General features: G+C 51.6%; 22 protein-coding genes, 5 tRNA genes, 1 rRNA gene and 1 pseudogene (1 of these 29 cut by a window edge). 24 read left to right on the top strand and 5 right to left on the bottom strand.

Annotated elements, in window-relative coordinates; all coding sequences use genetic code 11:
* From BA6348_RS05760 to BA6348_RS05830, 15 genes and pseudogenes are all read left to right on the top strand, one after another.
* Positions 1-1,496 (top strand): 23S ribosomal RNA (locus BA6348_RS05760) (it extends 1,523 nt beyond the left edge of the window).
* Between the two features lie 54 nt (positions 1,497-1,550).
* Positions 1,551-1,627: transfer RNA gene (locus tag BA6348_RS05765), tRNA-Asp, on the top strand.
* A gap of 42 nt (positions 1,628-1,669) precedes the next feature.
* Positions 1,670-1,745: transfer RNA gene (locus tag BA6348_RS05770), tRNA-Phe, on the top strand.
* A 5-nt stretch (positions 1,746-1,750) separates the two neighbouring features.
* Positions 1,751-1,826: transfer RNA gene (locus BA6348_RS05775), tRNA-Lys, on the top strand.
* A gap of 41 nt (positions 1,827-1,867) precedes the next feature.
* Positions 1,868-1,943: transfer RNA gene (locus BA6348_RS05780), tRNA-Gly, on the top strand.
* Between the two features lie 100 nt (positions 1,944-2,043).
* Positions 2,044-2,169, top strand: a pseudogene (locus tag BA6348_RS05785) (transposase); the annotation flags it as partial.
* A 5-nt stretch (positions 2,170-2,174) separates the two neighbouring features.
* On the top strand, positions 2,175-3,251 hold the full coding sequence (locus BA6348_RS05790) for an RNA-guided endonuclease InsQ/TnpB family protein (protein ID WP_007784978.1): 1,077 nt from the start codon (positions 2,175-2,177) through the stop codon (positions 3,249-3,251).
* A 251-nt stretch (positions 3,252-3,502) separates the two neighbouring features.
* Positions 3,503-5,152: a tetratricopeptide repeat protein gene (locus BA6348_RS05795; protein WP_005826902.1), complete on the top strand. Its 1,650-nt coding sequence runs from the start codon at positions 3,503-3,505 to the stop codon at positions 5,150-5,152.
* 59 nt (positions 5,153-5,211) lie between these two features.
* Positions 5,212-6,171 carry a thioredoxin-disulfide reductase gene (gene trxB, locus BA6348_RS05800; RefSeq protein WP_122953377.1) on the top strand — a complete coding sequence of 320 codons (960 nt, stop codon included), beginning with the start codon at positions 5,212-5,214 and terminating at the stop codon, positions 6,169-6,171.
* A gap of 237 nt (positions 6,172-6,408) precedes the next feature.
* Positions 6,409-7,290 (top strand): RNase adapter RapZ, encoded by an 882-nt coding sequence (gene rapZ / locus BA6348_RS05805; RefSeq protein ID WP_007782163.1) that lies wholly within the window; start codon positions 6,409-6,411, stop codon positions 7,288-7,290.
* 85 nt (positions 7,291-7,375) lie between these two features.
* Positions 7,376-8,386, top strand: a complete 1,011-nt coding sequence (locus BA6348_RS05810) for a gluconeogenesis factor YvcK family protein (protein ID WP_025848983.1) — start codon at positions 7,376-7,378, stop codon at positions 8,384-8,386.
* Between the two features lie 9 nt (positions 8,387-8,395).
* The gene (gene whiA, locus BA6348_RS05815; protein ID WP_005826906.1) at positions 8,396-9,343 is read left to right on the top strand and encodes a DNA-binding protein WhiA; all 948 of its coding nucleotides are present in this window, start codon (positions 8,396-8,398) and stop codon (positions 9,341-9,343) included.
* Between the two features lie 50 nt (positions 9,344-9,393).
* Positions 9,394-9,651 (top strand): HPr family phosphocarrier protein, encoded by a 258-nt coding sequence (locus tag BA6348_RS05820; protein WP_122953378.1) that lies wholly within the window; start codon positions 9,394-9,396, stop codon positions 9,649-9,651.
* Between the two features lie 122 nt (positions 9,652-9,773).
* Entirely contained in the window at positions 9,774-9,968 is a 195-nt protein-coding gene (locus BA6348_RS05825) for a hypothetical protein (protein WP_005826908.1), read from the top strand.
* Between the two features lie 13 nt (positions 9,969-9,981).
* On the top strand, positions 9,982-10,161 hold the full coding sequence (locus BA6348_RS05830) for an H-type small acid-soluble spore protein (RefSeq protein ID WP_005826910.1): 180 nt from the start codon (positions 9,982-9,984) through the stop codon (positions 10,159-10,161).
* A 191-nt stretch (positions 10,162-10,352) separates the two neighbouring features.
* On the opposite strand, the gene clpP is transcribed toward BA6348_RS05830, so the two are convergent.
* Entirely contained in the window at positions 10,353-10,955 is a 603-nt protein-coding gene (gene clpP, locus BA6348_RS05835) for an ATP-dependent Clp endopeptidase proteolytic subunit ClpP (protein ID WP_007782171.1), read from the bottom strand.
* Positions 10,956-11,086: 131 nt separating this feature from the next.
* Positions 11,087-11,308 (bottom strand): hypothetical protein, encoded by a 222-nt coding sequence (locus BA6348_RS05840; RefSeq protein WP_005826913.1) that lies wholly within the window; start codon positions 11,306-11,308, stop codon positions 11,087-11,089.
* A 220-nt stretch (positions 11,309-11,528) separates the two neighbouring features.
* Here BA6348_RS05840 and BA6348_RS05845 point away from each other — a divergent pair, with 220 nt between their 5' ends.
* Together BA6348_RS05845 and BA6348_RS05850 are read left to right on the top strand one after the other, a co-directional pair.
* Positions 11,529-11,993: a copper amine oxidase N-terminal domain-containing protein gene (locus BA6348_RS05845; RefSeq protein ID WP_005826915.1), complete on the top strand. Its 465-nt coding sequence runs from the start codon at positions 11,529-11,531 to the stop codon at positions 11,991-11,993.
* 393 nt (positions 11,994-12,386) lie between these two features.
* Positions 12,387-13,601 carry a branched-chain amino acid ABC transporter substrate-binding protein gene (locus BA6348_RS05850; RefSeq protein WP_005826917.1) on the top strand — a complete coding sequence of 405 codons (1,215 nt, stop codon included), beginning with the start codon at positions 12,387-12,389 and terminating at the stop codon, positions 13,599-13,601.
* A 251-nt stretch (positions 13,602-13,852) separates the two neighbouring features.
* Here the strand turns inward: BA6348_RS05850 and BA6348_RS05855 are convergent, their stop codons facing one another.
* Positions 13,853-13,990 carry a DUF4023 domain-containing protein gene (locus tag BA6348_RS05855; protein ID WP_005826919.1) on the bottom strand — a complete coding sequence of 46 codons (138 nt, stop codon included), beginning with the start codon at positions 13,988-13,990 and terminating at the stop codon, positions 13,853-13,855.
* Positions 13,991-14,031: 41 nt separating this feature from the next.
* Entirely contained in the window at positions 14,032-15,906 is a 1,875-nt protein-coding gene (locus BA6348_RS05860) for a PAS domain-containing sensor histidine kinase (protein ID WP_005826920.1), read from the bottom strand.
* 199 nt (positions 15,907-16,105) lie between these two features.
* On the opposite strand from BA6348_RS05860, the gene BA6348_RS26515 reads away from it, so the two are divergent.
* Positions 16,106-16,258 carry a hypothetical protein gene (locus BA6348_RS26515; RefSeq protein ID WP_005826922.1) on the top strand — a complete coding sequence of 51 codons (153 nt, stop codon included), beginning with the start codon at positions 16,106-16,108 and terminating at the stop codon, positions 16,256-16,258.
* Positions 16,259-16,368: 110 nt separating this feature from the next.
* Here BA6348_RS26515 and BA6348_RS05865 read toward each other — a convergent pair.
* Positions 16,369-16,443: transfer RNA gene (locus tag BA6348_RS05865), tRNA-Arg, on the bottom strand.
* A gap of 222 nt (positions 16,444-16,665) precedes the next feature.
* On the opposite strand from BA6348_RS05865, the gene rpoN reads away from it, so the two are divergent.
* The 6 genes from rpoN (at position 16,666) to BA6348_RS05895 (ending at position 23,209) form a co-directional block, all read left to right on the top strand.
* A complete protein-coding gene (gene rpoN / locus BA6348_RS05870) occupies positions 16,666-18,039 on the top strand; it encodes an RNA polymerase factor sigma-54 (RefSeq protein ID WP_007782190.1) in 1,374 nt (457 codons plus the stop codon).
* Positions 18,040-18,045: 6 nt separating this feature from the next.
* Entirely contained in the window at positions 18,046-18,318 is a 273-nt protein-coding gene (locus tag BA6348_RS05875; protein ID WP_005826926.1) for a glutaredoxin family protein, read from the top strand.
* A 176-nt stretch (positions 18,319-18,494) separates the two neighbouring features.
* Positions 18,495-19,520 (top strand): sugar-binding transcriptional regulator, encoded by a 1,026-nt coding sequence (locus BA6348_RS05880; RefSeq protein WP_005826928.1) that lies wholly within the window; start codon positions 18,495-18,497, stop codon positions 19,518-19,520.
* Between the two features lie 18 nt (positions 19,521-19,538).
* Complete coding sequence (locus BA6348_RS05885; protein WP_005826930.1) at positions 19,539-20,903, top strand: Na+/H+ antiporter NhaC family protein; 1,365 nt, start codon at positions 19,539-19,541, stop codon at positions 20,901-20,903.
* Positions 20,904-20,923: 20 nt separating this feature from the next.
* Entirely contained in the window at positions 20,924-21,928 is a 1,005-nt protein-coding gene (gene gap, locus BA6348_RS05890; protein WP_005826932.1) for a type I glyceraldehyde-3-phosphate dehydrogenase, read from the top strand.
* Positions 21,929-22,024: 96 nt separating this feature from the next.
* On the top strand, positions 22,025-23,209 hold the full coding sequence (locus BA6348_RS05895) for a phosphoglycerate kinase (protein ID WP_122953379.1): 1,185 nt from the start codon (positions 22,025-22,027) through the stop codon (positions 23,207-23,209).
* Positions 23,210-23,212 lie beyond the last annotated feature (3 nt).

Genomic DNA, 23,212 nt, shown 5'->3' on the forward strand with positions numbered 1-23,212 from the left:
AGGAGGATAGGGTGAGCGGCCTACTGGATGGCCGTCCAAGCAGTAAGCCTGGTGTGTAGGCAAATCCGCACACCGCTAAGGGCAAGCTGTGATGGCGAGGGAAATTTTAGTACCGAAGTCCCTGATTTCACACTGCCAAGAAAAGCGTCTAGCGAGGAACAAGGTGCCCGTACCGCAAACCGACACAGGTAGGCGAGGAGAGAATCCTAAGGTGCGCGGGATAACTCTTGCTAAGGAACTCGGCAAAATGGCCCCGTAACTTCGGGAGAAGGGGCGCCCCGGTAGGGTGAGGGTCCCCGCCCAACGTGAGCGTAAGCTTGCGTTGGGTGGGCTGAGCCCGAGGGGGCCGCAGTGAAAAGGCCCAAGCGACTGTTTAGCAAAAACACAGGTCTCTGCGAAGCCGCAAGGCGAAGTATAGGGGCTGACGCCTGCCCGGTGCTGGAAGGTTAAGGGGATGAGTTAGCGCAAGCGAAGCTTTGAACCGAAGCCCCAGTAAACGGCGGCCGTAACTATAACGGTCCTAAGGTAGCGAAATTCCTTGTCGGGTAAGTTCCGACCCGCACGAAAGGCGTAACGACTTGGGCGCTGTCTCGGCAAGAGACCCGGTGAAATCATAATACCTGTGAAGATGCAGGTTACCCGCGACAAGACGGAAAGACCCCATGGAGCTTTACTGTAGCCTGGTATTGGAACTTTGTGCATCATGTACAGGATAGGTGGGAAGCTGAGAAGCAGGGGCGCCAGCCTCTGTGGAGCTGTCGGTGGGATACCACCCTTGATGTACGGAGTTTCTAACTCGTCGCCCTCATCGGGCGAGAGGACCATGCCAGGTGGGCAGTTTGACTGGGGCGGTCGCCTCCTAAAAGGTAACGGAGGCGCCCAAAGGTTCCCTCAGAATGGTCGGAAATCATTCGTAGAGTGTAAAGGCAGAAGGGAGCTTGACTGCGAGACCTACAAGTCGAGCAGGGACGAAAGTCGGGCTTAGTGATCCGGTGGTTCCGCATGGAAGGGCCATCGCTCAACGGATAAAAGCTACCCTGGGGATAACAGGCTTATCTCCCCCAAGAGTCCACATCGACGGGGAGGTTTGGCACCTCGATGTCGGCTCATCGCATCCTGGGGCTGAAGTAGGTCCCAAGGGTTGGGCTGTTCGCCCATTAAAGCGGTACGCGAGCTGGGTTCAGAACGTCGTGAGACAGTTCGGTCCCTATCTGTCGCGGGCGTAGGAAATTTGAAAGGAGCTGCCCTTAGTACGAGAGGACCGGGGTGGACATACCGCTGGTGCACCAGTTGTTTCGCCAGAAGCACGGCTGGGTAGCTATGTATGGAAGGGATAAGCGCTGAAAGCATCTAAGCGTGAAGCCCCCCTTAAGATGAGATTTCCCACAGCGTTAAGCTGGTAAGACCCCTCATAGACGATGAGGTTGATAGGTTCGGTGTGGAAGCGCGGCAACGCGTGGAGCTGACGAATACTAATCGGTCGAGGACTTATCCACACATTTCTTAGCAAACATGCGTATTCAGTTTTGAAGGAACAAACCTTCCACATTGGAGCTGTGGTGAAGTTGGAGTTCACGCCGGTCTGTCACACCGGAGGTCGCGGGTTCGAGTCCCGTCAGCTCCGCCATTTCTATCTAAGAAAAAGTCAGAAATGGCAATGGAATAGCATGGCTCGGTAGCTCAGTCGGTAGAGCAGAGGACTGAAAATCCTCGTGTCGGCGGTTCGATTCCGTCCCGAGCCACCATGTACGAGCCATTAGCTCAGTTGGTAGAGCATCTGACTTTTAATCAGAGGGTCGAAGGTTCGAGTCCTTCATGGCTCACCAGTTTTTACAAACAATTGAACAGGGAAAAGATGATACAATATGCGGACGTAGCTCAATTGGTAGAGCGTCGCCTTGCCAAGGCGAAGGTCGCGGGTTCGAGACCCGTCGTCCGCTCCATTACAGTTCGTAAACACCACTTGCTATGCGCCAGTGGTGTTTTCCTGCTTTTACAGATTTTCCGAACGAGAAAGCCCGCTACGGTGCGATAGCACCCCCTAAGAAATTGCGTGAAGAGTTTCCACATCTTCGGCATTTGCCGAGTTTGTGGACACGCTCATACTTCGTTTCTACCGCAAGTGAAACGATAAAGCGATATGTCGAACAACAGAAAACAAGGGGGTGAAAATCATGTCGCAGACCATCACAGTCAAAGTGAAATTGCTTCCAACAAAAGAACAGGCTTCTATTTTGCGTGAGATGAGTCAAACGTACCTCTCCACTATCAATACTCTCGTTTCCGAAATGGTTGCTGAAAAGAAAAGCACAAAGAAGTCGAGTAAGGATATTTCTGCTTCTTTGCCAAGTGCCGTTAAAAATCAAGCTATCAAGGACGCGAAAAGTGTGTTTAAGAAAGCGAAGAAAAGCAAATTCACTACTGTTCCTGTTTTGAAGAAACCTGTCTGCATTTGGAACAATCAAAACTATTCGTTTGATTTCACGCACATTTCCATGCCGATTATGATTGACGGCAAGGTAACTAAAACACCTATCCGTGCTTTGTTAGTTGATAAAGACAACCGTAACTTTGCTTTGCTAAAACACAAATTAGGTACGCTTCGAATCACACAGAAAGCAAATAAATGGATTGCCCAAATTTCTGTCACCATACCTACTATGGAAGGAACAGGAGTAAAAGTCATGGGGGTTGATTTGGGTTTAAAAGTTCCTGCCGTTGCTGTAACAGATGATGAAAAGGTACGTTTCTTTGGGAATGGCAGACAAAATAAGTACATGAAGCGTAAGTTCCGTTCTGAACGCAAAGCATTAGGCAAAAAGAAAAAGGTAAATGCGATTCGTAGTTCAAAAGATAAAGAACAACGTTGGATGAAAGACCAAGACCATAAGGTTAGTCGTGCTATCGTAAATTTTGCAAAAGACAATAAAATTTCTGTCATTCGCTTGGAACAACTGGCGAATATTAGACAGACGGCAAGAACAAGCCGTAAAAACGAAAAGAATCTGCATACTTGGTCATTTTATCGCCTGTCTCAGTTCATTGAATATAAAGCGAATTTAGTTGGTATTAGAGTTGAGCATGTGAATCCTGCATACACAAGTCAGACATGCCCTAAATGCTCTGAGAAGAATAAGGCACAAGACCGTAAGTATAAATGCAAATGTGGATTCGAAAAACATCGTGATTTAGTCGGTGCTATGAACATTCGATATGCACCTGTGATTGATGGTAACAGTCAATCAGCCTAAGATGCTATATGCACTGTCTTAGGAGGGGCAATGAGATGCCCTCATCTTGAAGGCTGTTCAAAACAGAAATGGACTGCGAACGCTTAGTCATTCAAGAATCCCACCCGTACACCGCAAGGTGGAAGGCTTGCGGCTTTAGCCGTGGGAGTCTCAACTGTAAAATACACACTTTAAAAGACGAGTCAGCTTGTAGGCTGGCACCGCTTCTGGTACGATACTTGAAGTGCTGCTCCTATGATGTTGGAGGTTTTATGAAACATAACAAAAGTATTTTGAAAAAAACAACTGTCGTCGACTTCAAGCAAGATGCCGCTTTTTTTGTCGACCGGGGAATGCGCTTTTTGAACCGGTACGACTATGAAAAAGCACTGCGGTCGTTTCGGCGCGCCGTTGAGATGGAGCCTGCCAATGTGGAATGCCATTGCCACCTGGCCAGTGCCCTCGCCGAAACCGGACAGTTTGAAGCATCGAATGAAGTCCTGTACGAGATTATAGAAAAATGGGACCCGTCCATGGTAGAAGTGTACTTCTATATGGCGAACAACTACGCCAATCTGGAAGACTACCAGATGGCAGAAGAAATGGCCGTCCGTTATCTGCAAGAGGCGGGCAACGGGCATTACCGCGAGGAAGCGGAAGAACTGCTCGATTACATTTACTTCGAGCTGGACTTGCCGCCGCGCCACTTCCAGCCGAGTGAAAACGAGGATGTGTACAGCAAGCATGAGCGTGCACGCCGCAGTCTGGAGGAAGGCCGCTTCCTGGAAGCGCTGGATATATTGAAAGAAATCGTGGAAGCCGACCCCGACTTTTTGCCGGCCTGGAACAACTTGTCGCTCGCCTATTACTATGTGGGCGATTTCCAAAAAGCGATGGAGACGATCGACAAGACGCTGGAGAAGGAGCACGGCAACTTGCATGCGCTGTGCAACCTCGCCGTTTTGCTCTCCCATCACAACCATACAGTAGAACTGCTGGCGTTGATGGACATGCTAAAAAAGGTCGTTCCGTTTCACCCGGAAAACACGTACAAGCTGGCAACGACCATGGGAGTGCTTGGACAGCATGACGAGGCGTACTTCCACTACCAGCGGATGCTGCGGGCGGGCCGTCCGCACGAAGCCTGCACCTACCACTATGCGGCGATCTCCGCGTACTTGAGCGGGCGAAAAGACCAGGCTTTGCGCTGGTGGCAAAAAGCCAAGCAGATGGACCCGGAATCCGGAATTGCCGACCAGTACATCCAGATGGTAAAAAACGAGCAAGAAGGGGAAACTATAAAGCCGATTCCGTACCAGTACAACCCGCCGCAACGCGACGTGTCCTGGGAAAAGGCGCCGTTTACCGGAGTAGAGGACTTCAAAAACGATCCGATGATTCGCGCATCGCTTTTGTGGGCCTTGCAGCATGGACGCGACGAAGTCAAATTTGCCGTTCTGCAAACTTTGTCGTTGATTGGCGATGATGAGGCTGAGCACGCTGTTCGCCAATTTTACTACCAGACCGACAATCCCCAACTGCAAAAGCTGGCTCTGCTGGCGCTGGCAGACATGGGAGCGGCCATGCCCGAGGATGCGCCCAAATCGGCTGTAAAAGGGCACCAAAGCAGTGCCGTTCAGGCTGAGATGAGCGTAGAAGAAGGGATTCACCGCTACCTGCTCGCAGAAGGACAGCAAGAGGCCGGAGAATGGTGCCTGCGCGTCTGGGAAAAGCATCAGAAATACGCACAAAGCCAAGTACAAGTGCGGAAAGCAGTTGCATGGATCGCTGCATTAGAATATGTATACGGAACAATAGGGAACAACAAAAAATCGCAAGCGTATCTGGCCGAGAAATACGGGATCTCCACGGCAACCGTAGCAAAATGCGTCAAAGTATTGTCGACACTTGATTTTAAATAGATTATTACATTATAATAATTTTAAATAAAAGAAGCGTGTCAGACGAGGAGGCAACAGATATGAGCGAGCAAAAAGTTTATGACGTTATCATCGCCGGAGCCGGCCCTGCTGGTATGACGGCTGCTGTATATACTTCCCGCGCCAACATGAGCACTCTGATGCTGGAGAGAGGTATTCCTGGCGGCCAGATGGCCAATACGGAGGAAATCGAAAACTATCCAGGCTTCACTTCCATTCTCGGTCCTGACCTCTCCACCAAAATGTTCGAGCATGCGCAGCAGTTCGGTGCAGAGTACGCCTACGGCGAGATCAAGGAAATTCGCGATGAAGAACCGTACAAACGCGTAATCACTGGGGACAAGGAATACTTGGCCAAAGCGGTAATCGTTGCAACAGGTGCCGAGCATCGCTTGCTCGGAGTACCAGGGGAAAAAGAGCTGTCCGGCCGTGGCGTTTCCTACTGCGCTGTGTGCGATGGCGCTTTCTTCCGCAACAAAGAGCTGGTTGTCGTAGGCGGCGGCGACTCCGCGGTAGAGGAAGCCGTTTTCCTTACCCGCTTCGCTTCCAAAGTGACGATCGTCCACCGTCGCGATCAGTTCCGCGCGCAAAAAATCTTGCAAAAACGCGCTTTTGAAAACGAAAAGATCGAAGTGATCTGGGATTCCGCTGTAAAAGAAATTCGCGGAGAAGGCAAAGTGCAGTCCGTCCTCCTGGAAAACACCAAGACTGGCGAGCAGCGAGAGTTTGCGACAGACGGCGTGTTCATCTACGTAGGTATGGACCCGTTGACTGAAAGCGTGCGTTCGTTGGGCATTACCAATGACGCAGGGTACATCCTCACCGACGAAAAAATGCAAACCAAAGTAAAAGGCGTGTTCGCAGCCGGTGACGTTCGGGAAAAAATGCTGCGCCAGGTCGTGACAGCAACCGGAGACGGTTCCATTGCGGCCCAATCGGCTCAACACTACGTGGAAGAGCTGAACGAAAAGCTAAAGGAACAAAATGTCACAATCTCTTAACGTGCTTGTAACATGAGTGAAATAATTCAAGGGTAAGATAAAGACAATGAATTGACCCCCTTATCTATATAAACATTGTTGCGTGGCTGGCATTTCAGTCGCGCATCTTTTTTTGTCCAAAAACAGCTTGTTCGCGAGCGGAAACGAAAGCTGGGAAAAGTGGGGAAGCGCCCAAAAAGGTGCGAATAGGGGCGCGAGTATGGTATGCTATTGTCAGAATCGTAGGAGGCGAGTTGCGTGACGGAATTGGGAAACGACAAGGCCATTAATCTCCTGATTATTACCGGAATGTCAGGTGCGGGAAAAACAGTTGCTGTACAAAGCTTGGAGGACCTGGGTTATTTTTGCGTTGACAACCTGCCCCCAGTACTGATTCCCAAATTTGCCGAGTTGGTCAAACAGTCTGGCGGGAGTATTGAGCGTGTCGCTTTGGTGATCGACTTGCGTGGACGGGAGTTTTTCGAAAGTCTCTCCGTGACGATCGAGAGCCTGGATCAGATGGAGGGATTGTCGTATCACATCCTCTACCTCGATGCGAACGACCAAACGCTGGTTTCCCGTTACAAGGAAACTCGTCGCAGACATCCGCTTTCACCGAACGGTTCCCCTCTGGAAGGAATTCATGCTGAGCGCCGTCTGTTGCAGGAAATGAAGGGCTGGGCGCATCAGATTATCGATACGAGTCAAATGAAGCCAGCGCAGCTTCGGGAAAAAATCATCAACCAATACGCACAACAAGGATCACCCCTTACGATCAATGTATTGTCGTTTGGCTTTAAATACGGTACGCCGATTGACGCGGACTTGATGTTTGATGTCCGGTTTTTGCCGAATCCGCATTATGTAGACGAGTTGCGGCCCAAGACCGGATGCGATCCAGAGGTGGCTGATTACGTGATGAAGCACAAGGAAACCAAAGAGTTCATCGAGAAGCTGACGGACTTTTTGGCGTACACCTTGCCTCATTACCAGCGCGAAGGCAAAAGCCAGCTTGTGATCGGAATCGGCTGTACGGGCGGAAAACACCGCTCGGTCGCGATTGCAGAGCATCTGGGCCAGACCTTCGGAAAAGATTTTACCATCCGCGTCAGTCATCGAGACATGGAAAAGAACAAGTGAGCATAGGATGGCAGGAAGAAAAACGTTAGGTCATCCGCAAGAGAACGCCACCTGTTTATTTGTATCAGAAATAATGAGGTGACATATGCCTACTAAGGGAATGGGGAGGCTGCAGTCAAGGCCATTACGAATTGTCGTCATTGGCGGAGGAACGGGTCTGTCCGTCCTTTTGCGCGGTTTGAAGCATGAGCCGGTGCATATTACAGCGATTGTAACCGTAGCAGACGATGGGGGAAGCTCGGGACGTCTGCGCGAGGAAATGGATATGCTGCCGCCCGGAGATATTCGCAATGTGCTGACTGCTTTGGCCGATACGGAGCCGTTGATGGAAAAAGTCATGCAGTACCGTTTTTCCTCAGGCACGGGATTAGCAGGGCATAATTTGGGAAATCTATTACTTGCCGCAATGAACGAAATCACGGGAGATTTTGTCACCGCAGTCAAAACATTGAGCGGAGTTTTGGCGGTGCGTGGAGATGTGCTGCCTGCGTCCACGCAATCCATTCGTCTGAAAGCCGAAATGACGGATGGCTCAATCGTGATCGGAGAATCCCAAATACCGCTGACAGGCAAGGAAATCAGACGGGTTTTCCTTGATCCGGCAGACGCTGTGCCGCTGAGCGAGGCGCTTTTGGCCATTGCTGAGGCGGATGCCATTTTGATTGGACCGGGCAGTTTGTACACGAGCATACTGCCCAATTTGCTGGTGCGCGGTCTGTTTGCTGCGATCAAGCGCTCAACGGCCCCGAAGATTTATATTTGCAACGTAATGACACAGCCAGGAGAGACGGACGGTTTCACCGCCTCGAAGCATGTGCAGGTCATGTACGATCATGTAAAAGAATCATTTCTGGATACGATCATTGTCAATTCAGCCGAGCTGCCGAACCACGTGTTGGAAAAATACGCGGAGAAAGGAGCGGCTCCTGTCCCCTGTGACCTGAAAAAGCTGCGTCAGCTCGGCTTGCATATTGTCGCAAAGCCGTTGGTTACATTTGAGGATGGTTACCTGCGTCACGATGCGCATGCCGTGAGCAAGCAAGTCGTTTCACTCGTCAAGCGCAGACGGAGGGTGCTGAAGATAGAGAAGGAGTAGTGAGGTTCGATGTCATTCGCCGCGCATACCAAAAAAGAACTGACCATGATGGAGGGCGCCGACTGCTGTAGCAAGGCCGAATTGTCTGCCTTGATCCGTATGAACGGGAGCTTGCAGTTCGGAGCAGGACGCCTGGTGCTGGATGTGACGACGGAAAATGCGGCGATTGCCAGAAGGATTTACACCTTGATTAAAAAGCTGTTTCAGACGCACTGCGAGCTGCTCGTTCGCAAAAAGATGCGGCTGAAAAAGAACAACGTCTACATCGTGCGAATACCTAACCAGGCCAATGAAATTTTGCAAGACCTGGCGATCATGGACAGCAGCCTGTCGTTCGTACCCGGGATCGCTCCCGAGATTGTGAAAAAGTCGTGCTGCCGGGCTGCCTACCTGCGCGGTGCTTTTCTGGCAGGCGGTTCGGTCAACCATCCGGAGGCATCCAGCTATCATCTGGAGATATTCACCTCCTATCAGGATTTTTGCGAAGCATTGACCAAGATCGCCAATCGGTATAAACTAAATGCCAAGTGCATCGAGCGGAAAAAGGGGTACGTCCTCTACATTAAAGAAGGCGAGAAAATCACGGAGTTTTTGAGCCTGATCGGAGCACACCAGGCTCTGTTGTATTTTGAGGACGTCCGGATCGTAAAGGACATGCGCAACTCTGTGAACCGTTTGCACAATTGCGAGATTGCCAACATCAACAAAACGGTAAACGCTGCCACAAGACAAATGGAAAACATTCAGCTCATCGACCAGGAAATCGGGCTGGAGAACTTGCCCAGACGTCTGCGTGAGGTAGCCGAACTTCGTGTGGCACACCCCGACATCAATTTGAAAGAACTGGGGGAAATGGTCCCAAGCGGAGTTGTCAGCAAATCGGGAATTAATCACCGCTTGCGAAAAATTAACGAAATCGCTGACAAAATACGTGAAAAACAAAATCTTTCGTTGTAGATGCATGATATACTAAAGGATAATAGTCTACAAGGTTAGGAGGTCCATTCATGGTTCAACAGCAGGTTGTGGTTCAGTTGAAGACCGGTTTGCAGGCTCGTCCGGCTGCCTTTTTCGTACAAGAGGCCAACCGTTTTGTATCGGAAGTATTCGTAGAAAAAGGCAACAAAAAGGTCAACGCGAAAAGCATCATGGGTATCATGAGCCTCGCCATCAGCTCGGGAACGGAGATTACCATCTTGGCAGAAGGGCCGGATGCCTCCCAGGCAGTTTTGAGCCTTTCCAATCTGGTAAGCAAAGAAGAGTAGAAAACGATGGACGAAAGACACTGTCCCTTAATCGGGGGTGTCTTTTTTTGCGTCCATGCATCATTTTGCGTGGCGCAGGGTATTGCTAAACAATGTAGAGCGCAATAAAGGAGGAATGACTCATGAGCAATCGTGACACGTGTCGGGATAGCTGCAACGAAGGTCGGGATGCATACGACATGGACATCGACCGGATGATAAATGAAGGACTTGGCGGCGGAATCGTTTCCGATCAGAACGGCTTGATCGAGGAAACGAGCGTGGATACGATGACAGGGGCAAGCTCCGCGCAGCAAGCCTTAGACGACGAGCGATAAGAGGGAAGAACCTATGGATCTGACAAGAGCGCAGGCTATTCTTTATTCTCCTGAAAAAATCAAGGTAGAATACCAAGGCGAGTCGGTGTGGATCGATGCAGTCGACGAGAAGACGTCTACCGCGCGCATTCATCAGGAAAGAAACCCCGGCAACAGCTTGACTGTGTACGTCAGTCAGTTGGAAGAAGTCTAAGTCTACCCTCGCAAACGAAACAAAAGCGTAGCTGGCAAGCCGAGCGCGGGACGTCCTGGCGTTTTCACGGCTGCTTTGTCAGCGAATGATAAGGGCGTGCCGACAGGGGACCACCGAGGCACATACAGCGCCCTATAAAAAAACACTCGTGCCAACAATTCGATGGGCACGAGTGTTTTTTGACGCAGACGTTACTTTTTCGAAGAAGGCTCGGAAGTAATGACTTTGTCGATCAATCCGTACTCTACTGCTTCTTGGGCAGAGAGGAAGTTGTCGCGATCCGTATCCTTCTGGATGCGCTCCAGCGGCTGTCCTGTACGCTCAGCCAGGATGGTGTTCAGGTGGTCGCGCATTTTCAAAATGCGTTTCGCCGCGATTTCGATATCGCTTGCCTGACCTTGTGCACCGCCCAATGGCTGGTGAATCATCACTTCGCTGTTTGGCAGCGCATAGCGTTTGCCTTTTGTTCCGGCAGCGAGCAGGAAAGCGCCCATCGAAGCGGCCATTCCGATACAAATGGTGGAGACGTCTGGCTTGATGAAGTGCATCGTATCGTAAATCGCCATTCCGGCAGTGATGGAACCGCCAGGACTGTTTATGTACAGATGAATGTCTTTCTCCGGATCTTCCGCCTGAAGGAACAACAGTTGGGCCACCACAATGTTGGCTACCGTGTCATTGATGGGGGTTCCCAGAAAGATGATGCGGTCTTTGAGCAGGCGCGAATAAATATCGTAAGCACGTTCACCGCGGTTGGTCTGTTCAATGACAGTTGGAATCAAATTCATGTGCATCTCGTCTTCCTCCTCTCTTTGTAAGATTATCATACACAAAAGGTCAATGAAGGTCAAACACATAAGTGCACGCCCTCACTACCATGTTTGCCATTTTGCCTCTCCCTAAACCTATGGCAAAAGGAAAGCATTCATTCTTCTTCCGCGTCGTCTGCTTCCGTCAGGTCGACAGCCAGCTTGAGCGTCGCCTTCATCTTTTTCCCCTTGATGATCGTATATTCCTCCACCTGCTTGGCCGAAAGCTGATTGATGGCCTCTGCCAGCTCCTGCTGATTTTTGTACGGCTGGATGGTCAGCAAACATTCTTCATCGCTGGCTTCCTGGTAAATCAGAAAAAAACGATCGCTCGCCATGAAAGCTTCCTCCGTTCAAGCAAAGTTATCCACAGTTTTATCAACAGGTTGTGCACAAAAACATTTGTTCGCGGGATAGCACGCCTGATTTCCATAGTTTTGGCATATTTGGCGTCTCGTTAACATAGGAAAAGTATGGAATGAAAAAGAGGAAAAAGCAGATATGTGTCGAAAATGATAAAATTGGAATTCATTTCATAAAAATCGAGGGGTGTTTAGTATGCTTCGCAAGTTTTCCACATTGATGCTTACAGCCGCTTTGCTGACAGGAAGTGTTGCAGCGACTGCTGCTTTTGCCCAACAGGCACCTGCACAGCAACAACTGAAAATCAAAGTTGAGCTGAATGGCAAAGAGCTGCCGTTTCCTCAAGACATCGTAACTGAAAACGGAGTGGCTTATGTAAACGCAAGTACGTTGGCATTGGCACTCGGAGGCGCAGCAGCATGGGATACCATGACCAAATCGCTTCTGGTTTCCAAAGATAACAAGTACGGCCTGCGCATGTATGAAAACAGCACGTTTGCTTACAAAAACGGCAAGGAAATCCGCGTGCCGAACCCGCCGCGTGCAACTACCGGAGCTGTGCTGGTACCATTGGTGTACATCGCACAAGAGCTGGGTGCCAAAGTGACTTACGATGCGAAAACACTCACCTACAAGCTGACAACCGAGATCAATTCGTAACCTTTTGGATGATTCCTCCGTTGTGATTGCCTTCGCGCTTCTCGTATAATAGAGAAAAAGCAGGCGCAATCGAGAGGGGACTTACACTCATGCAAGGAACCACGTTTGCCAGTGTAGCGATGCTGGTTGGCTTTGTAGTATTGGCCATATACGTTACGTGCAAAGCGTATTCCCAAAAATACAAAGAGTAATAATATTTTTCCATAAAAACGACCACTCTTGCGGGATGTGGTTGTTTTTATTTAATTTTCTGAAAATATACTGCACGGAAATATAAACCAAGGTAATAAAACAGGAGAAATATTATCATTTCTATTGCAAATTTTCTAAAATATCCTACAATGAAAGAGTGCATCATAGTTTGTTCGTAAATAAAGAGGGGGATGTTTTGCTATGAAAAAACAGAAATCACTGTCAATTCTGGCTGCTACGGTAGCACTGGGGACATTGCTTGCAGGTTGCGGCGGCGGTCAATCCAGCGCCCCACAATCGAACAGCGGAGGCGGAAGCACCAGTGGCGGCGGAGCAGGGGAGAAGCTGGTTATCGCCGTAGTCGGTCCGATGTCCGGCCAATATTCCGATTATGGAAGCACAGCCAAAGCAGGTGCGGAATACGCCCTGAAGGAAAAGCAGGAGGCGTTCAAGGCGCTCGGCTTTGACGTACAGCTTTCCGCACAAGACGACCAGGCTGACCCGAAACAAGGGGTAGCCGTCGCCCAAATGTTGATTTCCAACCCTGATGTGGTAGGTGTCGTCGGCCACGCAACAACTGGTGCCTCGATTACTGCCGCTGCCCAATACGATCAAGAAAAGCTCGTGATGGTATCTCCATCCGCAACAGGTTCTGACCTGACTGAGCAAGGCAAAAAGATCGTACACCGCATCTGTGCGCGTGATGACCAGCAAGGCTCCAAGGCAGCCATCTACGCGAAAAACCAGCTCGGTGTAAAATCGGCGTTCATCATGCACGACAAGGCTGCTTACGGCCAAGGTCTTGCGGAAGAAGTGAAAAAGCAGTTTGAAGCAGACGGCGTGCAAATCGTCGGCTTCGAAGGCGTAACCGCAGGCGAGAAAGATTACAGCGCGGTCATCAACCAGATCGTGTCGAAAAATCCGGAAATGATCTACTTCGGCGGCTACTACTCCGATGCTGGTATCATCGTCAAGCAGGCGCGCGAAAAAGGCTTCAAAGGCATCTTCATGGGTGGAGACGGCTACGACTCCGCTGACCTGGTGAAAATCGCCGGCGCTGAAAATGCGAACAACGTCGTCTTCACCTCGACTGTCGGTGACGTAGGCGCTACAGAAGAAGGCAAGAAATGGATCGAAGACTTCGAAAAATCGACTGGCAACAAAGTGGGGATCTTCACATCTTTCGGTTATGATTCCATGGGCGTAATGCTCAACGGTCTGGAAGAAGCGATCAAAGCGAACGGCGGCAAAAAGCCAACCCGTGAGCAAGTGCTGGAAGCCGTGCACAAAACAAAAGACTACAAAGGCAAATTCGTAAACGTGACCTTCAACGACAAAGGCGACAACGAGTTCGCGTCCGTCTACGTGTACAAATACGAAGACGGGAAAAAAGTTTACATCGGCGAAGCGAAGTAATCGGTCGGTAGGAACGAGCCGTTTGGGACATACTACGTTTGGCACGAAGACCAGCTAGAAGGAGGCATTCGCATGTCAAACAATCGCAATACGAAAAACGGCGGCAATCAAGGGCACAGCAGCAAGACCCAGGATACCCAGAAGCAAAAGTCCGAACGAGATCGCAACCTGAACAAGCAAGACCCGCAATAAGCGAAAAGCAAAAAGCCCACCCAAGCGAGCTTGACGCTCCTGGGTGGGCTTTTGCGATCTTACCAGATTCCTTGCTTGCTCGGCAGCCGTTTTTCCGGGTGGCCGTAGCCTTGGTGCTTGCGGCTTCTCAGATTTTTCGCCTGCGATTCGCGAATTTTGGCGACGAACTCGCTCGTGCTCATTTTGGTAAAGTCCATAGGGCACCTCCATCTTCCACGCTGTTTGGCTTGACGCCTTTTTAGGATGGCCCTTTTTGCTCGTGCGCAATCGGGAGCGTAATTTTTACAGTCGTGCCCTCATTGCGTTTGCTGGCGATTTCCAGGTGGCCTCCGTGGTCTTTGATGATTTTGCTGCTAATCATCAGGCCCAGGCCGGTTCCGTTTTCCTTTGTAGTGAAAAAAGGATCGCCCAGCTTCGGAATCAGCTCTTCCGGTATTCCGCAGCCGTTGTCCGCGATCGTAATCAGTACCTCCTGATCGGCCTTTGCGCTGGTGGCTAGCATGATCTCGCCGTGTCCGTCAATCGCTTCGAGCGCATTTTTGACGATGTTGATAAACACTTGCTTCAACTGGTTTTCTTCGCCGGAAATAACGGGGGCATACTCAAAAGACGTGTGAATCGGAATGTTTTTCAGGTTCGATTCCGATGCCAGCAAGGTCAAGACGTTTTCCAGCAAGGAGACGAGGGAAAGCGACTTGATCTGGACGTTGTGCGGCTTGGAAAGCACGAGCAGCTCGCTGACGATGAAGTTGATCCGGTCCAGCTCCGAGAGCATGATGTCCGCGTACATTTGTTGCTCGCTCAGCGTCGGCTTCAAAAGCTGGATAAAGCCTTTCAGCGAAGTGAGCGGATTGCGAATCTCGTGCGCGATGCCCGCGGCCAGCTCGCCGATCACCGAGAGCTTCTCGGCCTGGCGGAGCAGCAGCTCGTTGTTGCGGCGCTCAGTAATGTCGCGGGACACGATGATAAAGCCGTCGCACTCGCCGCAGTCGGTCAAAATCGGCGCGCCTTTTGCCTCCAGAACGATCCAGTCGCCATGCGCGCTCCGGTAGCGAAATTCGCAGGTGCGAGGCTCCAGCGTCCGGACCAGATCGTGAAATTGCTCGCGGACACGCTCGACGTCTTCCGGGTGAACGCATTGGAAGCACATTGGCCCGGCGTGCTGGCTCGTCCCTGTGACCCGCTCATAGGAAGGCGAGAGGTGCACGATCTCGCCATGCTTGTCGGTAATCAAAATCAAATCGTCGGTATGCTCGGCAATGATTTTGCTTTCCTTTTTGATGCGGGACAAAGCCGCCTCGGAAACTTTGCGTTCCGTGACGTTGCGGGACACAAACATGATGTTTTTGACGGTCCCGTCTTCCTGGACCATGGGAATGCCGCGCGTCTCGAAGGAGATCCACGCGCCGTTTTTATGCCGGGAACGAAGCTCGAGGAAGACGGGCTGTTTGGTTTGGAAAATTTCCCGCTGTTTGGCCAGGAGCAGAGGGAAGTCTTCGGGATGAGTGATTTCCAGGCTGCCCGGAGAGACGAGCTCGGCAGGCGAGTAGCCGAGCTGCTGCTCGATGGATGGAGAGACGTATATCCGCTGCAGCGTCTCGTCGAAAATCGTCACAAGGTCCTGGGTATGGTCAATCAACAGCCGATACTTGGTTTCGGTCTGGCGCAGCGCTTTTTCGATCCGCTTGCGGTCGGAGATATCGCGCGTGACGCAGGAGGCCGCGATAATGGTGCCATTTTCGTCCCGGATGGGGGTTGCGGACAGCGTAACTTCTACGAGTGTCCCGTCTTTGCGCTTTCGCACCGTCTCGTAGTTGGTCAAATGAACGCCCATGCTCCTGACGGCGTCAAACAGTTGTCTCGTTTCGTTGACGAGCTCGTCCGGGATAAAACAGTACGGAGAAGCGTCAAGCTCCTCCAGCGACCACCCGTAATATTGCTCAAACGCTTGATTGACCAGCACGATGCGGTTGTCCATGTTGCTGATGGAGATGGCATCTGTCGTATAGTGAAAAAACGCTTTCAAAATCTGGTCGGGAAAGAGGAGACTCGTCATCTGGCGCGGAACATGCTTCTTTTTCCACGTAAACGTGGGCTTTAGCTGATCTGTCATAAATATCCTGCCTTGCGGTTCAATTATTTGGATAGTCGTGTCGAGATAGTATTCGTGTTGTTGACGGTGTTTTCCTATCGCCAAAATTAGAATATAGTGGGATTGGCTGGTAATTTATCGTTGGTAAACGGTTGAAGGTTCAAAAGCGCCGAAAAAATAGGCTATAATGTAGGGAGCAAAAACTGGCGGGGGTGTATGCATGAGCACGGGGTTTATCATCGTTCTTGTCCTGACGTTTGTTCTTATCATCGGGGCCACGATTTTGGTTACGAATAAAGCTTATTCCCGGAAACCGGAGCAGATTGATCCGCTGCCGGGGAAAGACGCGGCGAGCAAAGAGCTGGATCAGTAGAGCGGAAAAAATCAAGCCTGCGGCGAGGATGGCGCTGCGCAGGCTTTTTTGGCGCGAAAAACAGGGCTGTAAACAGAAAAAAGACTGGAATGCATCCAGTCTTTTTCGTATGGTACGCCTGAAGGGAATCGAACCCCCGCACATGGTTCCGGAGACCATTGCTCTATCCACTGAGCTACAGGCGTGCAATATAATGGTTGACACTAATTAATTATAAGTCATCCACGGGGAAAAATGCAAACGAAAAACGAGATTTTGTGTGATTTTTTTTCATGAGTGTGAACAGGAAGCAATCTCAATTTTTTGTGTACGCTCTTCAAAAATTGGCAGGAAAATTGCAAGAGAGAACGAATATAATGAAAATTAAAGAGACATTCGCAAGAAGCAGTGGGAAGGGGGCGAGCTTCATGAACATGGGATTGGGTTTGTATCAGGAACAGACGCTGAAACTTGTGATGACGCCGGAGTTGCGTCAGGCCATTACTATATTGCAATACTCTGCTGTTGATCTGATCTCCTATTTGCAGGATCAGGCCAACGAAAATCCTGTATTTGACCTGGAAGTGGCAGCGGAAGTGGCTACGGCAAAAGCAGAAAAGCCGGCGCCGGAAATCGACTGGAAGGAAATCGTCGGAAACCGCGCGACAGGCGATTATTCTCCGGCAAAAAATGAAAGCACTTACAACCCGCTGGATTACGTGCAGCAAGGCAACGAAAACTTGTATGAGCATCTGGAGCGGCAGCTTGGCTATGTAAAAGGCTTCTCGCCTCTGCAAAAGCGAATCGCACTGTTTTTGATCGGAAATTTGGACGAAAAAGGCTATCTGGAAATTACGCTGGAGGAAGCGAGCCGCAATCTCGGGGTAGACGTGCCGGAGATTGAGGATGTGCTGTCGGTGTTGCAGCATTTTGATCCGGTAGGCGTGGCGGCGCGTAGTCTGGAGGAATGTTTGCTCTTGCAGTTGGAGCACCTGGCCCTCGACGACGAAAAGATCGTCCTGGTCGTGCGCAACCATCTGCAAGACCTCGCCGACAACCGCTACCAGCGCATTGCCGACAAAGTGGGCTGCACGCCGCAGGAAGTGCAGACGATGGCGGATTTGGTCCGCACGCTGAATCCAAGGCCCGGCGCCCAGTTTTCCCAGGCGGAGACGAGATACGTCATCCCGGACGTGACGGTGGAAAAGGTCGGGAGCGAGTACGTCGTGCTCGTCAACGATGTGGCGGCGCCGCGTTTGAAAATCAACAGCTTTTATGAGAAAATGCTTAGTCAGCAAAAAAGCCAGGAAGAGGCGAAGCAGTTTATCCACGACAAGCTTAACGCTGCGATGTGGCTGGCGAAAAGCCTGGAACAGCGCCGTCTGACGCTGATGCGCGTCACCCAGGCGATCGTGGACATGCAGCGCGACTTTTTCGACCGCGGCATCCATTACTTGAAGCCGATGACGCAAAAGGAGATCGCCGAGCGGGTCGGCTTGCACGAATCGACGATCAGCCGTGCGACCAGCAACAAATACGTGCAGACTCCGCGGGGCATTTTTGAGCTGAAATACTTCTTTACTTCCGCCCTCACCACTTCCAGCGGGTCTGCGACATCCTCGGAGAGCGTCAAACGCAGAATCAAGGCGTTGATTGAGCAGGAGGATCGCAAGGCGCCGCTGTCTGACCAGAAGCTGGGGGAAATGCTGCTTGCGGAAGGAATCGAAATTTCTCGCCGCACGGTCGCCAAGTACCGCGAAGAAATGCTGATCCCGTCCTCTGCAAAACGAAAGAGGTTTTAAACGACAATGAACAACAAGCAGCTTGAGGTCGTCCTGTACGGACGGAAAAAATGCCATTTGTGCGACGATGTGGAGCTTGCCATCCGCAGTCTGGCGGAAGAGTTTCCGTTGCAACTGCACATCGTGGACATTGAGAGCGACGCACAGCTTCACGAAGAAATGATGCTGGTGATTCCGGTAGTGGCGATCGACGGAGAAGTAGTGTTCCGTTCGATTACGCATGTAGTGACGATCGAGGAGCTGCGGGCTGAGTTTCGGAAGCGCCAGTTGACCAGTTGAATGGAAGAAAAGCTCCCCCTGCCAAGATTGGGCTAGGGGGAGCTTGCATGTTTTTCGCCGATATGCTACATTCAAGGTGAAGCAAGTGATCTTTTTTTTGCACCAATCGGGACAAAAAATGTATATACAGGGACAAAAAACGTCCCGATCAATTTTACAGCCAAGGATGTAAGCACATGCGACGATTACTGGAACTGCAGCAAAAGCTGCTGCCTGATCTGACTCAGGTCTTGCGCGAGAGGTATATGCTGCTCCGGTCGATCTACCACTTGCAGCCGATCGGACGCAGAGGGCTTGCGCAAGCGATGAATACGACAGAGCGTATTTTGCGGGCGGAAGTCGAGCTGTTGAAGGAGACAGGGCTGTTGACGGTTACCGCCGCAGGGATGCACCTGAGCGGAGAGGGGCAGCAGGTGCTGGATGACATGGAGCCGCTCGTAGGCGAACTGTTTGGCCTTACAGACTTGGCAGAAGGTCTGCAAAAGAAGCTCGGCATCCCGGAAGTGATCGTGGTGCAGGGCGACGCAGACCAGTCGCCGTGGGTCAAGGATGAGCTGGGGCGCGTAGGAGCGAGAGTGCTGAAGCAGGTCGTTCAGGAGGGAGATATTGTCGCCGTGACAGGCGGCACCTCCATCGCAAGCGTAGCCAACCACTTGACGCCTTCCGCTTCGTTCAAAAATGTGCAGTTTGTGCCCGCACGCGGCGGCCTGGGCGAGAGAGTGGAGCTGCAAGCCAACTCGCTTGCCGCTGCCATGGCTGCAAAGACTGGCGCTACTTACCGGCTGCTTCACGTGCCGGATCGCCTGCATCCGGAAGCCTTGCAGACGCTGCTCAAGGAGCCGCAGGTGCAAGATGTGCTCTCGCTTTTGCGGGATACGCGCATCGTGCTGCACGGCATCGGCGACGCCCTCGCAATGGCTCGCCGCCGCAATTATTCGGAAGAGGAGCTCGCTGATTTGGCAGAAGCCGGGGCGGTGTCTGAGTCCTTCGGCTACTACTTTAATGAAGCGGGCGAAATCGTCCACCGGATGCCGACGATCGGGCTGCAACTGGAGGAAGTGCACAAAGCTGAAACGGTACTCTCCATAGCGGGGGGCGAAAGCAAGGCAAAAGCGATTCTTTCCTTTGCCAAACAATCGTGTCAGAATGTACTCATTACGGATGAAGGGGCTGCAAGAGCCTTGTTGTCCGCACGATTGTAACGGAAGGAAGCTGATCGTATGTCTATGGCGCAGGTTATGCCCATCCTGGCGATGATTGCAGGAATTGTGTTCAGTTTGTCACTCGGTTTTCCGATTGCGCTGGGGATTGTTTTTGCGATCCTGGTCACACTGGTTAGTGTGAGCAAACTGGGCTATTCCTTGAAGCAGCAATTCTCGTTTGGCTGGGAAGGCGTCAAGAAGACGAAGCCGGTTCTCATGATCCTCTTCTTGGTGGGCGTGTTGATTCCGCTTTTGATGATGGGAGGAACCATACCCGCGATCATTTACTACGGGTTGTCCATCGTCAACGTCGACTATTTGTTTGTTCTCTCCTTTTTGCTGACAGGAGCGGTCAGTTATCTGCTGGGGACCTCTGTTGGCACCTTGAGTACCATCGGCCTGTCGCTGATGGGGATTGCCCATGCGGCAGGCATTTCGCCAGCGATTGTCGGTGGCGCGTTGATCTCCGGAGCGATGGTGGGAGAGCGGTTTTCGCCGATTTCCAGCAGCCGGCTGCTCGTCCTGTCCAATGTCGGAATGACAGAAGAACAGGACAGGCGAACCAGGCGTCCTGCCATGCTCGCGACAGGCATATGCGCCGTGCTGTTTCTCCTCATGGATCTGTTTCGCACACAGACCGGTTCCGGCGAGATGATTTCGTTGTATCAAGGGCTGTTGTCCAGCCACTTTTCGCTAAATGGGTTGCTCATGCTGCCGCTGATTGTCCTGATCGGGTCTTTCGCCCTGCGAGTAAAGGCCGTGACCGCGCTTTTGTACGGAATCGTGGTCAGCGCCGTCATGGTGGGCATTCACGGACAGCTTGACGCCAAGACGTTTTTTTCCGCCATGCTGTACGGATACGAGCTGCACTCGGGCACACCGCTCGATCAGCTTGTGCACGGCGGCGGGATGGTTGCCATTTTGAACGTTCTGCTGCTGATTGTCCTGGCAGGCTTTTTGAACGGCATTTTGAACCAGGCCAACATACTTACTCCGATTGTCGACAAATTGATGGGCAATACGAAAAATCCGACCGTACTGGTAGCAAAAGCGGCAGCGTTGTCACTTTTGGTCGTCATTATCAGTTGCAACCAGACCATTCCGATTCTGGTGCTTGGCTCGACGCTTCTCGAACGGTTCTCGCAATGGACCGGCGGACGCGAGCTGCTGGGCAAAACGATGCTGGACTCCACGGTTGTCATGCCTGTGCTGATCCCGTGGAACGGCCTGTCGATGGTGATGGCTTTGACGCTCGGCGTTCCTACTGTACAGACGTTGCCCTTCGTGTTTTTCAGCATTGTATTGCCGATTGTCACGATTCTCTCCACCCGAGGCTTTTCGCCGGAAGGTGGGTTTATAGCCACAAAGAATAAAGCTAGCTAACGAGCAGGAGGTTTTTTCTCATGGTAAAAGTAGGGATTAACGGTTTTGGACGAATTGGTCGCAACGTGTTCCGCGCAGCACTCAGCAATCCGAATGTAGAAATCGTAGCCGTAAACGATTTGACTGACGCGCAAACGCTCGCTCATCTGCTCAAATACGATTCCGTGCACGGTGTGCTGGACCTGCCTGTAGAAGCGGGCGAAAACACGCTGATCGTGGGCGGAAAAGAAATCAAGGTTCTCGCTGAGCGCGATCCTGCCCAACTGAAATGGGCCGACTACGGAGTAGAGATCGTCGTTGAGTCTACAGGCCGATTCACCAAGCGCGAAGATGCGGCGAAGCACCTGGAGGGCGGAGCGAAAAAAGTCATCATTTCTGCTCCTGCTACGAATGAAGACATTACGATCGTCATGGGCGTAAACGAGGACAAATACGATCCGGCGAAGCACACCGTCATCTCCAACGCGTCCTGCACAACCAACTGCCTGGCGCCGTTTGCCAAAGTGCTGAACGACAAGTTCGGAATCGTGCGCGGTCTGATGACCACCGTGCATTCCTACACCAACGACCAGCAAATTCTCGACCTGCCGCACAAAGACTTGCGCCGTGCCCGCGCTGCTGCGGAAAACATTATCCCTACCTCCACAGGGGCAGCAAAAGCAGTGGCACTCGTGCTGCCTGAGCTGAAAGGCAAGCTGAACGGCTTCGCGATGCGCGTACCGACTCCAAACGTGTCGGTTGTCGACCTGGTAGCCGAGCTGAAAACCGATGTTACGGTAGAAGAGATCAACAACGCGCTGAAGGAAGCGGCAGAGGGTCCGATGAAAAACATCCTGGGCTACTCCGAAGCTCCGCTCGTCTCTTCCGACTACAACGGCAACCCGGCGTCCTCCACAATCGATGCGCTGTCCACGATGGTCCTGGAAGGAAACATGGTGAAAGTCGTTTCCTGGTACGATAACGAGTGGGGTTATTCCAATCGTGTCGTAGACTTGTGTCATTTTGTTGCACAGCGCGGCTTGTAACACGTAAAATAGAACTGTTGTGAAAAAGGGAGAGCAATCTCCCTTTTCCCATATGTTTTTTCCGAATAAAAAGCCAATGATTTGGGAGGATCGTTCATGAACAAGAAATCTATCCGCGATGTTGAGCTGGCAGGCAAGCGCGTATTTTGCCGTGTCGACTTTAACGTGCCGATGCAGGACGGGAAAATTACCGATGATACTCGCATTCGCGCTGCTGTGCCAACTATCCGTTTCCTGATGGAAAAAGGGGCCAAAGTAATTCTGGCAAGCCATTTTGGCCGTCCGAAGGGGCAAGTAGTGGAAGAGATGCGTCTTACTCCTGTCGCTTCCCACCTGTCTTCGCTTTTGGACAAGGAAGTGCGCAAGCTGGATGATTCCATAGGGGCAGACGTAGAAGCGGCAGTCGGGCGCATGGAAAACGGAGACGTGATCCTGCTCGAAAACGTGCGCTTCCATGCGGGAGAAGAAAAGAACGATCCGGAACTGGCAAAACGCTTTGCGGCGCTGGCCGATCTGTTTGTCAATGACGCTTTTGGGGCAGCACACCGGGCACACGCTTCCACAGCGGGAATTGCCCAATACATACCGGCTGTAGCGGGGCTGTTGATGGAAAAGGAAATTCGCTTCCTGGGCGGAGCCTTGTCCAAGCCAGAGCGTCCATTTACGGCAATCGTCGGCGGCGCAAAAGTAAAAGATAAAATTGCTGTGATTGAGAACTTGTTGACCAAGGTTGACCACTTGATTATCGGCGGCGGCATGGCAAATACATTCCTCAAGGCACAAGGCTATGGCATCGGCGCATCGCTGTGCGAGGATGACAAGCTCGATCTGGCTCGTAGCTTGATGGAGCAGGCAAAAGAGCGCGGCGTCGAGCTTTTGATGCCAGTCGACGTCGTTGTGGCAGACCGCTTTGCGGCTGACGCGGAGAAAAAAGTCGTTTCCATCGATGCGATTCCGGATGGCTGGATGGCGCTCGATATCGGGCCAAAAACAGTGGAACAATACCGTAGCGTGATTGTCGAGTCCAAAACGGTCGTTTGGAACGGACCGATGGGCGTGTTTGAAATGGACGCTTTTGCAGAAGGCACAATCGGCGTCGCCAAAGCGATGGAAGCGTGCGCGGGTACGACCATCATCGGCGGCGGAGACTCCGTGGCTGCGGTGGAAAAAGCGGGCGTAGCCGAGCAGATGACCCACATTTCTACAGGTGGCGGGGCGTCGCTGGAATTTATGGAAGGCAAGGAGCTGCCAGGCGTAGCTGTGCTGGCAGATCACGAATAAGAG

The organism is Brevibacillus agri (assembly GCF_004117055.1).
Taxonomy (GTDB): domain Bacteria; phylum Bacillota; class Bacilli; order Brevibacillales; family Brevibacillaceae; genus Brevibacillus; species Brevibacillus agri.

Coding starts and splice junctions, on each gene's coding strand:
- BA6348_RS05790 (WP_007784978.1), top strand. CDS start 2,175: ATGTCGCAGACCATCACAGTCAAAGTGAAATTGCTTCCAACAAAAGAA.
- BA6348_RS05795 (WP_005826902.1), top strand. CDS start 3,503: ATGAAACATAACAAAAGTATTTTGAAAAAAACAACTGTCGTCGACTTC.
- trxB (WP_122953377.1), top strand. CDS start 5,212: ATGAGCGAGCAAAAAGTTTATGACGTTATCATCGCCGGAGCCGGCCCT.
- BA6348_RS05810 (WP_025848983.1), top strand. CDS start 7,376: ATGCCTACTAAGGGAATGGGGAGGCTGCAGTCAAGGCCATTACGAATT.
- whiA (WP_005826906.1), top strand. CDS start 8,396: ATGTCATTCGCCGCGCATACCAAAAAAGAACTGACCATGATGGAGGGC.
- BA6348_RS05820 (WP_122953378.1), top strand. CDS start 9,394: ATGGTTCAACAGCAGGTTGTGGTTCAGTTGAAGACCGGTTTGCAGGCT.
- BA6348_RS05825 (WP_005826908.1), top strand. CDS start 9,774: ATGAGCAATCGTGACACGTGTCGGGATAGCTGCAACGAAGGTCGGGAT.
- BA6348_RS05830 (WP_005826910.1), top strand. CDS start 9,982: ATGGATCTGACAAGAGCGCAGGCTATTCTTTATTCTCCTGAAAAAATC.
- clpP (WP_007782171.1), bottom strand. CDS start 10,955: ATGCACATGAATTTGATTCCAACTGTCATTGAACAGACCAACCGCGGT.
- BA6348_RS05840 (WP_005826913.1), bottom strand. CDS start 11,308: ATGGCGAGCGATCGTTTTTTTCTGATTTACCAGGAAGCCAGCGATGAA.
- BA6348_RS05845 (WP_005826915.1), top strand. CDS start 11,529: ATGCTTCGCAAGTTTTCCACATTGATGCTTACAGCCGCTTTGCTGACA.
- BA6348_RS05850 (WP_005826917.1), top strand. CDS start 12,387: ATGAAAAAACAGAAATCACTGTCAATTCTGGCTGCTACGGTAGCACTG.
- BA6348_RS05855 (WP_005826919.1), bottom strand. CDS start 13,990: ATGGACTTTACCAAAATGAGCACGAGCGAGTTCGTCGCCAAAATTCGC.
- BA6348_RS05860 (WP_005826920.1), bottom strand. CDS start 15,906: ATGACAGATCAGCTAAAGCCCACGTTTACGTGGAAAAAGAAGCATGTT.
- BA6348_RS26515 (WP_005826922.1), top strand. CDS start 16,106: ATGAGCACGGGGTTTATCATCGTTCTTGTCCTGACGTTTGTTCTTATC.
- rpoN (WP_007782190.1), top strand. CDS start 16,666: ATGAACATGGGATTGGGTTTGTATCAGGAACAGACGCTGAAACTTGTG.
- BA6348_RS05875 (WP_005826926.1), top strand. CDS start 18,046: ATGAACAACAAGCAGCTTGAGGTCGTCCTGTACGGACGGAAAAAATGC.
- BA6348_RS05880 (WP_005826928.1), top strand. CDS start 18,495: ATGCGACGATTACTGGAACTGCAGCAAAAGCTGCTGCCTGATCTGACT.
- BA6348_RS05885 (WP_005826930.1), top strand. CDS start 19,539: ATGTCTATGGCGCAGGTTATGCCCATCCTGGCGATGATTGCAGGAATT.
- gap (WP_005826932.1), top strand. CDS start 20,924: ATGGTAAAAGTAGGGATTAACGGTTTTGGACGAATTGGTCGCAACGTG.
- BA6348_RS05895 (WP_122953379.1), top strand. CDS start 22,025: ATGAACAAGAAATCTATCCGCGATGTTGAGCTGGCAGGCAAGCGCGTA.